The 13369-nt window shown below is 65.1% G+C and carries 10 protein-coding genes; 3 read left to right on the forward strand and 7 right to left on the reverse strand.

The genetic code is table 11. The annotated features are described in order from the left end of the window. The 3 genes from urtC to urtA all read right to left on the reverse strand — a co-directional run. Positions 1-862 (reverse strand): urea ABC transporter permease subunit UrtC (urtC, locus tag QM712_RS32105; protein WP_415027168.1); only part of this gene is annotated, 862 nt, incomplete at its 3' end. A gap of 32 nt (positions 863-894) precedes the next feature. Further along, on the reverse strand, positions 895-1821 hold the full coding sequence (gene urtB / locus QM712_RS32110) for an urea ABC transporter permease subunit UrtB (protein WP_415027169.1): 927 nt from the start codon (positions 1819-1821) through the stop codon (positions 895-897). A gap of 123 nt (positions 1822-1944) precedes the next feature. Then, on the reverse strand, positions 1945-3207 hold the full coding sequence (urtA, locus tag QM712_RS32115; RefSeq protein ID WP_415027170.1) for an urea ABC transporter substrate-binding protein: 1263 nt from the start codon (positions 3205-3207) through the stop codon (positions 1945-1947). Between the two features lie 168 nt (positions 3208-3375). On the opposite strand from urtA, the gene QM712_RS32120 reads away from it, so the two are divergent. Continuing rightward, the gene (locus tag QM712_RS32120) at positions 3376-6747 is read left to right on the forward strand and encodes an ATP-binding protein (RefSeq protein WP_415027171.1); all 3372 of its coding nucleotides are present in this window, start codon (positions 3376-3378) and stop codon (positions 6745-6747) included. Beyond that, positions 6731-7660, forward strand: a complete 930-nt coding sequence (locus QM712_RS32125; RefSeq protein ID WP_415027172.1) for a response regulator — start codon at positions 6731-6733, stop codon at positions 7658-7660. Before QM712_RS32120 ends, QM712_RS32125 begins: the two co-directional genes overlap by 17 nt. 225 nt (positions 7661-7885) lie before the next feature. On the opposite strand, the gene QM712_RS32130 is transcribed toward QM712_RS32125, so the two are convergent. Beyond that, the gene (locus QM712_RS32130; RefSeq protein WP_415027173.1) at positions 7886-9388 is read right to left on the reverse strand and encodes a flavin-containing monooxygenase; all 1503 of its coding nucleotides are present in this window, start codon (positions 9386-9388) and stop codon (positions 7886-7888) included. A 119-nt stretch (positions 9389-9507) separates the two neighbouring features. Then, on the reverse strand, positions 9508-10266 hold the full coding sequence (locus tag QM712_RS32135) for a S1 family peptidase (protein ID WP_415027174.1): 759 nt from the start codon (positions 10264-10266) through the stop codon (positions 9508-9510). Positions 10267-10388: 122 nt separating this feature from the next. Between QM712_RS32135 and QM712_RS32140 the strand changes: the two genes are divergently transcribed. Beyond that, on the forward strand, positions 10389-11024 hold the full coding sequence (locus QM712_RS32140; protein WP_415027175.1) for an HAD-IA family hydrolase: 636 nt from the start codon (positions 10389-10391) through the stop codon (positions 11022-11024). Between the two features lie 278 nt (positions 11025-11302). On the opposite strand, the gene mtnA is transcribed toward QM712_RS32140, so the two are convergent. Continuing rightward, a complete protein-coding gene (gene mtnA / locus QM712_RS32145; protein ID WP_415027176.1) occupies positions 11303-12412 on the reverse strand; it encodes an S-methyl-5-thioribose-1-phosphate isomerase in 1110 nt (369 codons plus the stop codon). Between the two features lie 17 nt (positions 12413-12429). Further along, complete coding sequence (locus QM712_RS32150; RefSeq protein WP_415027177.1) at positions 12430-13305, reverse strand: S-methyl-5'-thioadenosine phosphorylase; 876 nt, start codon at positions 13303-13305, stop codon at positions 12430-12432. Between the last annotated feature and the right edge of the window lie 64 nt (positions 13306-13369).

Consider the following 13369-nt stretch of genomic DNA (forward strand, 5'->3'; position numbering starts at 1 on the left):
TCACCATCTCGATCGACGGCACGATGCCGACGAAGGACGGCGACATGAAGCCGACCTCGAGCGTGAACATGGCGCCGCCGATCGCGGCGAAGATCGCGGCGGCGCAGAACGCGAAGATCTTGAAGTTCGCGACGCTGTAGCCGGAGAAGCGGACGCGGTCCTCCTGCTCGCGCATCGCCACCAGGATGCGGCCGAGCTTGGTCAAGCGGATGAACTGGGCGGCGACGATGCAGGCGAACAACAGCACCACCTCGACGAAGTAGAGAACGAACTTGGCGTGGTCGGTGCGGATGTCCCAGCCGTGCAGCGTGCGCAGATCGGTGATGCCGTTGACGCCGCCGGTATATCCCTGCTGACCGATGATCAGGATGGTGAGGATCGCCGCGATCGCCTGAGTGATGATGGCGAAGTAGACGCCCCCGACCCGCCGCTTGAACATGGCGGCGCCGATGAGCAGGGCGAAGATGCCGGGCACCAGCAGGATCGCGACCAGGGTCAGGGGAAAGCTGTGGAACGGCTTCCAGAAGAACGGCAGCGCGGTGAGCTGATTCCAGTCCATGAAATCGGGAATGCCGGGCGTCGACTGGATCTTGGTGTTCGCGACGCTGGACGCCTCCAGCTTCAGGTACATGGCCATGCAGTAGCCGCCGAGGCCGAAGAACACGCCCTGGCCGAGGCTCAGGATGCCGCCGTAGCCCCAGCAGATCACGAGCCCGATGCCGACGAAGGCGTAGGTCAGGTACTTGGCGACGAGATTGAGACGGAAGATATCCAGCGACAGCGGCAGGATGACGAAGAGCAGCACGGCGAGCGCGAGGAAGCCGACCAGCTCGGAGCGATTGAAGAAGCGCGCGTTGATCATGACTGTGATGCCTGCCTGTTCCTACTTGCTTCCTACTTGCGGACCTTGAGCGCGAAGAGCCCCTGCGGCCGCACCATCAGGATCGCGACGATGGTCAGCAGCGTGATGACCTTGGCCATCGAGCCCGACAGGAAGAATTCCAGCGTCGACTGGGTCTGCGAGATCGAGAAGGCCGAGGCGATGGTGCCGAACAGGCTGGCGGCACCGCCGAAGACGACGACCAGAAACGTGTCCACGATGTAGAGCTGGCCGGCCGTCGGCCCGGTCGAGCCGATCATGGTGAAGGCCGAGCCCGCGACGCCGGCGATGCCGCAGCCGAGGCCGAAGGTGTAGCGGTCGACCTTCTCGGTGTTGATGCCGACCGCGCCCGCCATCACGCGGTTCTGCACGACGGCACGGACCTGCTTGCCCCAGCTCGACCAGAACAGGACGTAGGCGACGGCGACGGTGATCAGCGTCGTCAACGCCATCACGAACATGCCGTTGATCGGGATCTGGATGGAATCGGTCGCCTGCCACGAGCCCATCATCCACTCCGGCAGCTCGACGCCGACCTCGCGCGCGCCGAACACCGAACGATAGGCCTGCTGCAGGATCAGGCTGAGGCCCCAGGTCGCCAGCAGCGTATCCAGCGGACGCTTGTAGAGGTGGCGTATCATCGCCCATTCGACCAGCATGCCGAGCGCGCCGGAGGCGATGAACGCCAGCGTCATGGCGATGAAGAAGTAGCCGGGGAACAGCCAGGGCGCGAATTGCTGGACGGCGTTCGAGGTCATCCAGGTGACGTAGGCCCCCAGGATCATGAACTCGCCATGGGCCATGTTGATGACGCCCATCTGGCCGAAGATGATGGCGAGCCCCAGCGCCATCAGCACGTAGACGGAGAACAGGATCAATCCGGCGAAGCCCTGCATCGCGAAGATGGCGCCGAGATCGCCGAGCGAATAGTCACCGAACATGAACCGCCCTCCGGGATTCCAGGTCAGTCCGCACGCGCAGCCGCGCGCGGGAAGGAAGGGCGTGGGCCGGGAAGGTCCACGCCTGATGTCGGGAAATGAGCGGAGCTCAGCCGCGCGCCGGGCTCACTGATAGCCCTTCGGGAACGGATCGGGCTCGACCAGGTCGGCGGTCTCGTAGACCAACTCGTACTGGCCGTCCGCCTTGGCTTTGCCGACGCGTGTCTTCGACCAGAGGTGATGGTTCTCGTGGATGCGCACATAGCCTTCCGGCGCACCCTTGAACTCGACGCCGGGCGAGGCCGCGGCCACCTTGTCGATGTCGAAGGAGCCGGCCTTCTCCACCGTCAGCTTCCACAGCCACGGGCCGAGATAGGCAGCCTGGGTGACGTCTCCGATCACCGTCTTCTCGCCCCACATCTTCTTGAAGGCGGAGACGAAAGCCTTGTTGTTGGCGTTGTCGAGCGACTGGAAGTACTTCATGCAGGCGAACGCGCCCGCGATGTTCTCGCCGCCGATGCCGTCGATCTCGTCTTCCGTCACCGAGATGGTCAGCAGCGTCTGCTTGGAGAGGTCGATGCCGGCGGCCTTCAGCTGCTTGTAGAAGGCGACGTTGGAGCCGCCGACGATGATCGCGTAGATGACGTCCGGCTTGGTCAGCTTGATCTTGTTGATCACCGAGTTGAACTGGGTGTGGCCGAGCGGGAAGTATTCCTCGCCGACGACCTTGGCGCCCTGCAGATGTCCTTCGATGTGCTTGCGCGCGATCTTGTTCGAGGTGCGCGGCCAGATGTAATCGGAGCCGAGCAAATAGAAGGTCTTCGCGCCCTTGGTCTTGTTGACCCAGTCGAGGCCTGCGATGATCTGCTGGGTCGCTTCCTGGCCGGTGTAGATGACGTTCTTAGACTGTTCGAGGCCTTCGTAGAAGGTCGGGTAATAAAGCATGCCGTTGTACTGCTCGAACACCGGCAGCACGGCCTTGCGCGAGGCCGAGGTCCAGCAGCCCATGACGGCGGCGCATTTGTCGTTGACCAGCAGCTTCTTGGCCTTCTCCGCGAAGGTCGGCCAGTCCGAGGCGCCGTCCTCCTGGATGAACTTGATCTTGCGGCCGAGCACGCCGCCGGAGGCGTTGATCTGCTCGATGGCGAGCTTCTCGGCCTCGACCGAGCCCGTCTCGGAGATCGCCATGGTGCCGGTGACGGAGTGGAGGATGCCGACCGTCACCTCGGTGTCGGTGACCGCCAGACCGGTGGTGTTGACGGCCGAGGTGGCCGGCGCCTGCGCAAACGACGTGCGCGGCAGCATCGTGATGGCCGGCAGTGCCGCCATTCCCATCAGTAACTTGCGCCGAAGCGGCGAATTCAGGCCCTTATTGGCTTCGTCTGACATGAGCACCCCACTTTTTGTTCGATGAACGCGATTGGCGGGGTGAGGATGGCTCGAATTTGTGCAGCGCGAGCATACGCAAGATCGCGTATACTGCACCGCAAAATAACGACGTAGGCTTTTGGTACGGGATTTGCGAGGGATTGGCGTCCGTATCGGGAGTGGGGTTAAGTGGCAGGGCGGCAGCGAATAGACCGCGTCAGGCGCCAGTACAATCAATGGGTCGCCAATCAGACGCTGGAAGACTACGCGCTGCGCTTCACCGCCAAGAGCGCGCGCCGCTGGTCCGCCGCCCGCGTCGCCAACACCGCGATCGGCGCGATTTCCTTCCTGGCGCTGGAAGCGATCGGCGGCACCATCACCCTGAACTACGGCGTCACCAACGCCAGCGCGGCGATCCTCGTCGTCTCGACCATCATCTTCTGCTGCGGCGTGCCGATCGCCTATTACGCCGCCAAATGCGGCATCGACATCGACCTGCTGACCCGCGGCGCCGGCTTCGGCTATATCGGCTCCACCGTCACGTCGCTGATCTACGCCTCCTTCACCTTCATCTTCTTCGCGATCGAGGCCGTGATCCTGGCGACGGCGCTGGAGATGTGCTTCGGCATCCCGCGCCCGATCGGGTATCTCATCAGCGCCGTCGCGATCATCCCGCTCGTGACCTACGGCATCACGCTGATCAGCCGCTTCCAGCTCTGGACCCAGCCGCTCTGGATCATCCTGCACGTGCTGCCCTTCGCCGCGATCGCCTGGGCCAACCCCCACTCGTTCACCGAATGGCGCAAATTCTCCGGCGAGCACGGCGATCTCAACGGACATTTCGATCTGTTGCTGTTCGGTGTCGCAGCTTCGGTGGTGTTCTCGCTGGTGGCGCAGATCGGCGAACAGGTCGACTTCCTGCGCTTCCTGCCGCGTGACCGCCGCGCCTCGAAGGTTTCCTGGTGGATCGCGCTGATGAGCGCGGGCCCCGGCTGGATCGTGCTCGGCGCGATGAAGCTGCTGGCCGGCTCGTTCCTCGCCTTCTTCGCGCTCAGCCATGGCGTGCCGCCCGAAGAGGCCGCCGAACCCGCGCACATGTATCTCGAGGCGTTTCGCTACGTGCTCTCGCAGCCCGACCTCGCGCTCGCCCTGACCGGCACCTTCGTGATCCTGTCGCAGCTCAAGATCAACGTGACCAACGCCTATGCCGGCTCGATCGCCTGGTCGAACTTCTTCTCCCGCCTGACCCACAGCCATCCGGGCCGCGTGGTGTGGCTGGTGTTCAACGTCATGGTGGCGCTGCTGCTGATGGAGATCGGCGTCTACAAGGCGCTGGAGCAGACGCTGGCGCTGTACTCCAACGTCGCGATCGCCTGGGTCGGCGCGCTGGTGTCCGACCTCGTCGTCAACAAGCCGCTCGGCCTGCGGCCGCCGCAGATGGAGTTCAAGCGCGCCCATCTCTACGACATCAATCCGGTCGGCGTCGGCGCGATGACGATCGCCACCATCGTCTCGATCGCGGCGTTCTACGGCCTGTTCGGTCCGACCATGAAGGCGCTCGCCGCCTTCGTCGCGCTCGCGGTGGCCTTCGTCACGGCGCCGATCATCGCCTGGCTCACCGACGGAAAATTCTACATCGCGCGCAAGCCCAAGCGGAGCTGGGCCAATATCGAGGCCATCCAGTGCTGCATCTGCGAGCACAGTTTCGAGCCGGAGGACACCACGTCCTGCCCGGCCTATGCCGGCCCGATCTGCTCGCTGTGCTGCTCGCTCGACGCGCGCTGTCACGATCTCTGCAAGCCCCATGCGCGGGCCCAGGTGCAGTTCTCCGAGGCGCTCGGCAAGATCCTGCCGCAACCGATCTATCAGCGCATCAACTCGCAGTTCGGCCACTATATCGGCGTGTTCGTGGTCTCGGCGGGGCTGGTCGCGCTGGTGCTGGGACTGATCTATCTGCAGACTTCGGCGAGCGTGCACGGCGAGAACATGCTCGTCTCCAACGTGCTGTGGAAGGTGTTCTTCTCGCTCAGCATCATCATCGGCGTGGTGGCCTGGCTGTTCGTGCTGGCGCAGCAGAGCCGCCGCGCCGCCGAGGCCGAGACGCGGCGGCAGACCACGCTGCTGATCCAGGAGATCGACGCGCACAAGCGCACCGACGCCGAGCTCCAGCGCGCCAAGGAGGTCGCCGAGTCCGCCAATCTCGCCAAGAGCCGCTACGTGGTGGGCCTCAGCCACGAGCTGCGCTCGCCCCTGAATGCGATCAGCGGCTATGCCCAGCTGCTCGAGCAGGACGCGACGCTCAACACCAAGCCGCGCGACCAGGTCCGCGTCGTCCGCCGCAGCGCCGACCACCTCTCAGGCTTGATCGACGGCATCCTGGACATCTCCAAGATCGAGGCGGGACGGCTCTATCTGTCGCGCGACGAGGTGCGCTTCAGCGAGTTTCTCGACCAGCTCGTCGGCATGTTCCGCCTGCAGGCGACCGCCAAGGGCATCGACTTCCTGTTCAAGCGCCCGGCGCATCTGCCGGTCGTGGTCTATGCCGACGAGAAGCGGCTGCGCCAGGTGCTGATCAACCTGCTGTCCAACGCGATCAAGTTCACCCAGACCGGCAGCGTGCAGTTCGTGGTGCATTATCGCAGCCCGGTCGCCGAGTTCGAGGTGATCGACACCGGCCCCGGTATCCAGGGCGACGATCTCGAACGCATCTTCGCTCCCTTCGAACGCGGCGCACTCGGCGTCTCGCAGCCGCAGACCGGTACCGGACTCGGCCTGACCATCAGCCGGCTGCTCGCCGGGGTCATGGGCGGCGACATCAAGGTGTTGAGCACGGTCGGCACCGGCAGCACGTTCAAGGTGAAGATCCTGCTGTCGGAAGTCACCAACCCGCAGCTCATCGCGCCGGTCGAGGCCCCGGTCTCCGGCTATCACGGCCCGCGCAAGACCATCCTCATCACCGACGATGATCCGGTGCACCGCGACCTGCTTCGCGAGGTGCTGACGCCGCTCGGCTTCATCCTGCTCAGCGCCACCGACGGGCCGGGATGCCTCGCCCTGGCGCAGCATTGCCGGCCGGACCTGTTCCTGCTCGACATCTCCATGCCGGGCATGGACGGCTGGACGGTCGCGGAAGCGCTGCGCGCGAGCGGCCATCACCAGGCGCGGATCCTGATGGTGTCGGCCAGCGCGCTCGAAGCCCATGGCACGCCGCTGGCGCAGCCGTTCCACGACGGCTATCTGATGAAGCCGATCGACATTCCGCGGCTTCTGGAGAGCGTCCGCCAGCTGCTGAAGATCGAATGGCAATATGGTTCGGACGAGATCGCCGTGCCGCTATGGCGGCCGGACAGCGGTTCGCGGCCACCGGTGCGGCATATCGAGGCCCTGCTCGGGCTCGGCCAGATCGGATACGTCAAGGGCATCCAGCTGAAGCTGGACGAGATCGGCACCGAACATCCCGAACATGCCGACTTCGTCGCGGAAATGCGCGCGCTGGTGGACCGCTTCGATCTCGACCAGTACATGGCCACATTGAAAACATTGCATGCTTATGAGCATTGAGCCGAAAAAGCGCGACGTCGCGCTCGTTGTCGACGATTCCCCGGAAACGCTGCGGCTGCTCACCGATGCGCTCGACGGTGCCGGCATGACGGTGATGGTTGCACTCGACGGCGCCGCGGCGATGCGCATCGTCGACCAGATCACGCCCGACATCGTGCTGCTCGATGCCGTGATGCCCGGCATCGACGGGTTCGAGACCTGCCGCCGGCTGAAGCGCGATGCCGGTCTCGCCAACGTCCCCGTGATCTTCATGACGGGCCTCGCCGAGACCGAGCACATCGTGCGCGGACTGGAGGCCGGAGGCGTCGACTACGTGACCAAGCCGATCGTGATCGAGGAGATGCTGGCACGCATCCGCGTCCATCTCGGCAATGCGCGCCTGACGCAGAGCGCGCGTGCCGCGCTCGACGTATCCGGCCGCTTCCTGTTCGCGGTCAACCGCCAGGGCAACATCCTCTGGGCGACGCCGCAGGCGCAGAAGCTGCTGTCCGACCATCACGGCGCCCAGACCGAAGACGATTTCATCCTGCCGCCGGCACTGCTGCAGTGGCTCGAACAGGCCAGGGGCAAGGGCAGCTCGAAATCGCAGGCCGCCTCCCTGCGCGACAATCCGCAGCTCCGGCTCCATTACATGGGCGAGACCGCGCCGAACGAATTCCTGCTGCGGCTCTCCAAGGAATCCGGCGCCACGCTGCCGCCCGAGTTCACCAGCGAGCTCGGCCTCACCACCCGTGAGGGCGAGGTGCTGGCCTGGCTCAGCAAGGGCAAGACCAATCGCGACATCGCGCAGATCCTGGGCCTCAGCCCGCGCACGGTCGACAAGCATCTGGAGCAGATCTACGCCAAGCTCGGCGTCGAGAACCGCACGGCAGCCGCCGCGATCGCGACGAATGCGACGCGGCGGAATTCATAGACTCGATGCAGATGCGTCGCGATGGCGTTTGCCCGTCGCACAGCGTCGTCCCGGCGAGGGCCGGGACACATACCGCGCGGTGGAATTCCTGAGTCTCGCGCGAGAGCAACTTGCTCGGCGTCATGGCCGGGCTAGTCCCGGCCATCCACCTGCTTTGCCTCTGCTGCGGGGACATGGATGCCCGGCACCAGCCCGGGCACGACGCGTTCGCAGCAACGATCGACGTCAACGATAGACGAACGCCCCGTCGTCGAGATCGATCTTCGGAATCTCGTCCTTCTCGGTCCAGTAGTCCTGGCTGTGCTGCCATTCCGGCTTGTCGCCGCGCTTGGGCCAGAGTTCCATGCTGCGCATCATGTAACCGGGATTGAAGTTCTCCGGATCCATCCAGGACAGGACCGGCATGTTGTGGTCTTCGGGGCGCAGCTTGACCTCGACCTTGTTCGCGCCCTTGTCCTTCATGTGACCGAGCAGGCGGCAGACGAAGTCGGCGACCAGGTCGACGCGCAACGTCCAGCTCGCACGGAGATAGCCGAACACCCACACCAGGTTCGGCAGGCCCGTGAACATCATGCCGCGATAGGTGATGCTGTCGCCGAAGGTCAGCGGCTTGCCGTCGATCTCGAAGGCGATGTCGCCGAGCGCCGCGAGATTGAAGCCAGTCGCGGTGACGACGATGTCGGCTTCGAGCAGCTTGCCCGACTTCAACTGGATTCCGTTCTCGACGAAGCATTCGATCTCGTCGGTGACGACGGACGCCTTGCCGCTGGCAATGCCCTTGAACAGATCGGAATCCGGCACGAAGGCGATACGCTGCCGCCACGGCCGGTAGGTCGGCGTGAAGTGCGTCTCGACGTCGTAGTCCGGGCCGAGGACCGCGCTGATCTGCCCGATCAGCTCCTTCTTGACCTGCTCGGGCTTGGTCACGCAGAGCTTCGTGAACGCATCCTGCTCGAACAGGATCTTGCGGCGAACGATCTCGTGGATCCAGGCGGGATCGACCTGAAGCCTGCGCAGCTCCTCGGCGATCTCGATGGCGTTGCGGCCGAGCCGGAAATAGGTCGGCGAGCGCTGCAGCATCGTGACGTGCGCGCACTTGTCCGCGATGTTCGGCACCAGCGTTGCCGCCGTCGCGCCCGAGCCGATCACCACCACCTTCTTGTCCGCGAGATCGATGTCCTCGGGCCAGGTCTGCGGATGCACGATACGGCCCTTGAAGCGATCCGTGCCCTTCCATTCCGGCGTGTAGCCCTCTGAATGGCGATAATAGCCCTGACACATCCAGAGGAAATTCGTGGTGAAGGTCCGCGTCTCGCCCGTATCCGTCACCACCGCCTCGACGGTCCAGAGATTCCGCTCGCTCGACCAGCTCGCCGAATTGATCCTGTGCCTGTAGCGGATGTGCGGGGCGATATCGTTCTCCTCGATCACATCGTTCATGTAGGCGAGGATTTCCTCCGCCGTCGCGATCGGCGGACCGACCCACGGCTTGAAGCGATAGCCGAACGTGTAGAGATCGCTGTCGGAGCGGATGCCGGGATAACGGTGCGTGATCCACGTCCCGCCGAACGACGCCTGCGTTTCCAGAATGACGAAGCTCGTGCCGGGAAGCTGTTTGGTGAGATGATAGGCGCTGCCGATGCCTGAGATGCCGGCGCCGACGATCAACACGTCGAAATGCTCGGAGGCTTGCCTCGCGGTGTCGTGACTGCGAACAGCGACGTTCATCGTTGCTTCCATGCCTTGCTCTTGGGCCGTCCTTGACCGGACGGCGCGTTTCCTCGCGAGGGGTATCGTCTCCCATCGCGTTCCCACTTCAAGATGGCATAGATCAGGCCGCGATCAAATCACAGCGCTGCACCCCAGCTCCGCGCGGTCTGAAAAATCCAGTCGCGATAGAGCGTGAGCGGCGTCACCCCCGTCAATCCGCCACAGCCGGCAGCGCCGTTCGGCCCGGTGGACCAGCTGATGACGCCCACGAGCACCGGGCCGTTCGGCCTGTCCTCGAATACCGGGCCGCCGGAATCGCCGGTGCAGGCGCCGATTCCGTCACGAACGCCGTTGGTTACGGGATCGACCAGGCGCACCTGCAGGGTTCCGGGCTGTCCGGTGGCGACCAGCGCGGCGACGCGCGTCCCGCCGCCGCTCTTGCCGTCGCCGCGCACCGTGACGCCGATACCGGCGATGGTGAAACGGCTGCCGACACGAATCGGAATGTTCGGCGCGCCGACGGGCACCGTCGATTTTCCCTTGAGTGGAATTTCCAGTTGCAGCAGCGCCACGTCGGCGGTGGCGCGATGTGCCTGCATCGCCTGCATGTTGAAGTTCGGATGGATCGCGACGAGCCGGACGTTCATCAATTGCGGCTGACCATCGGCGCTGCGATCGACGATCTTGTAGTCCGCGCCGGGCTGCACGCAATGAGCCACGGTCAGCACCAGCTTCGGCGCAATCAGGCTGCCGGTGCAGAAATTGCCGCGCGAGCCGACGATGGTGACGACGGCACGCGCGACACCGTCGACCTGCGGCGTGCCGCCGCCGACGATGGCATGAGCGGGTGCTGCGAGCAGCAGCGTGGTCGTGACGAGCGTCGCGATGATCTTCATGGGAACACGTCTTGTCGGTTCGACCCGGCGGAGGCGGGATGGCTTCGGACTGGTCCTAGCCGATAGCGCGTGCTAGCGATCTTGTCAGCCCGTCCCGGCACAGAATTGACGAGGGTTCGACATTGGCGATCGAAGCGGTGATCTTTGATTTCGGCGGCGTACTGACCACCTCGCCGTTCGAGGCGTTTTCCCGCTTCGAGACCGAGCGCGGCCTGCCCGCCGACATCATCCGGCGCACCAATGCCACCAACCACCTCGAAAATGCCTGGGCGAAATTCGAGCGCGCCGAGGTCGACATCGACACGTTCGACGGCCTGTTCGCCGCCGAATCGCTCGCGCTCGGCGCGGAGGTGCGCGGGCGCGACGTACTGCCGCTGCTTCAGGGCGATCTGCGGCCGGAGATGGTCGAGGCGTTGAAGCGCATCAAGGCGAAGTTCAAGACCGGTTGCATCACCAATAATCTTCCGGCCAATGCGATCGGCAGCATGACCGGGCGTACGCTCTATGTCGCCGAGGTGATGACGCTGTTCGACCATGTCATCGAATCCGCCAAGATCGGCCTGCGCAAACCCGACCCGCGCATCTACCGGATGATGACCGAGACGCTGCAGGTCGATCCGGGCAATTGCGTTTATCTCGACGATCTCGGTGTCAATCTGAAGCCGGCGCGCGAAATGGGGATGACCACGATCAAGGTCGCCAGCGGCGCCCAGGCAATTCGCGAGCTCGAGGCCGCGACGGGTCTGAAGCTGAGCTAGTCGCGCCCGCCGGCTCCTCATCCTGAGGAGCGCGCCCTGGTGCGCGTCTCGAAGGATCGAGGCCTCGCTCGTGCCGCTCGCCTCCCCTCCTGCCCTCGCCCTTCGAGACGCCGCTTCGCGGCTCCTCAGGGTGAGGGAGAGAGAGGATCGCACGCCGCATCGACGAACTCGTCATTGCGAGCGCAGCGAAGCAATCCAGAATCTTTCCGCGGCGACAGTCTGGCTTGCTTCGCTGCGCTCGCAACGACGGCGGGGAACTATGAGAGCCAGGGCCCCAGCTACTCCGCAGCGGCGGCGCTGCGTTCGGGAAATGCGGCGGCGAGAGCGGCGCGATCCGGCTTCAGCACGCCGCGTTCGGTGATGAGGCCGGTGACGAGGCGCGCGGGCGTGACATCGAACGCGTAATTGGCGACCGGCGATCCCTCCGGCACGATGCGCACCGTCTCGAGCCTGCCGTCGGCGGTACGGCCGGTCATGTCGGTGACCTCCGTGCCGCTGCGCTGCTCGATCGGAATGTCGCGGATGCCGTCATGGACCGCGAAGTCGATCGTCGGCGACGGCAGCGCGACGTAGAACGGAACGCCGTTGTCATGAGCGGCGAGCGCTTTCAGGTACGTTCCGATCTTGTTGCAGACATCGCCATTGGCGGCCACGCGGTCGGTGCCGACGATGGCGAGATCGACCATGCCGTGCTGCATCAGATGGCCGCCGGTGTTGTCGGGGATCACGGTGTGGGGGACGCCGTGATGGCCGAGTTCCCAGGCGGTGAGCGAAGCACCCTGGTTGCGCGGGCGCGTCTCGTCGACCCAGACATGGACCTTGATGCCGCGCTCGTGCGCGAGATAGATCGGCGCCGTCGCGGTGCCCCAGTCGACCGTCGCGAGCCAGCCGGCATTGCAATGGGTCAGCACGTTGATGGCATCGCCGGGTTGCTTCTTCGTCGCGATGGCCTCGATCAGCTTCAGGCCGTGACCGGCGATGCCGCGATTGATCTCGACGTCCTGCTCGACGATCTCGTCGGCCCGCGCATACGCCGCCTCGGCCCTCTCGACCGGATCGATCGGCGCGAGCGTCGCGCGCATCTCGTCCAGCGCCCATTTCAGGTTGATCGCGGTCGGCCGCGCCACGACCAGCGTCTCGTAGGCGCGCGCCAGGCCGGCGTCGGAGGCATCCTCGCGCATCGCGAGCGCCATGCCATAGGCCGCGGTGGCCCCGATCAGCGGCGCGCCGCGCACCAGCATGTCGCGGATCGCGACCGCGGCGTCCGCGCACGAGGTCAGGCGCGCGACGACGAATTCGTGCGGCAGCCTGCGCTGGTCTATGGCGCCGACAGACCAGCCGTCACGCTCGCGCCAGATGCTGCGGAAATGCTTGCCGTCGACCTTCATCGCGTTCGCCTCTCGCTTCAGCCGCGCAGCACGCGTCCCGCCACCGCATCGAGCTTTTTCAGGAGCTCCGGATCGCGCGCCTCCGGCGCCGTGATCAGCGCAGTATCGAGCGCGCGGTCCGAACCGATCGGGCACGGTTCGTGCTCGCGCGGAAAATCATCGGCCAGCCGCGCGACCAGCGCCTTCGCCTTGTCGGCGTTCGAGGTGAGGACGCGGATGATGTCCTGCACGGTGACGGCGTCGTGATCGGGATGCCAGCAGTCGAAATCCGTCACCATCGCCACCGTGGCGTAACAGATCTCCGCCTCGCGGGCGAGTTTCGCCTCGGGCATGTTGGTCATGCCGATCACGGAATAGCCTGCGGTCTTGTAGGTCATGCTCTCCGCGTAAGTGGAGAATTGCGGTCCTTCCATGCAGACATAGGTGCCGCCGCGCGCCACCGCGATCCCCTCGGCCTCGGCAGCCGCGGCGAGATGGATGCGCAGCCGCGGCGAGACCGGATGCGCCATCGACACATGCGCGACGCAGCCCCTGCCGAAGAACGAGCTCTCCCGCTTGTGGGTACGGTCGACGAACTGGTCGACGAGCACGAAGGTGCCGGGCGGCAGTTCCTCCTTGAAGGAACCGCAGGCCGACAGCGAGATCAGGTCGGTGACGCCGGCCCGCTTCAACACGTCGATATTGGCGCGGTAGTTGATGTCGGAGGGCGACAGCCGGTGGCCCTTGTCGTGCCGCGGCAGGAACACGATCGGCAGGCCGGCGATGGTACCGCGACGCACCGGGGCCGACGGCTCGCCCCAGGGGCTGCGGATCACCTCTTCGCGAGCGCCTTCGAGACCCGGCAGGTCGTAAATGCCGGAGCCGCCGATGATGCCCAATACCGCCTGCGCCATGCCCGCTCCACCCGTTCGCAACCCGCGATCACGTGGAGAAAGCTATGCCAGTTTTGCGGCGGAT

Source organism: Bradyrhizobium sp. (assembly GCF_047605465.1).
In the GTDB taxonomy this organism is placed as follows: domain Bacteria; phylum Pseudomonadota; class Alphaproteobacteria; order Rhizobiales; family Xanthobacteraceae; genus Bradyrhizobium.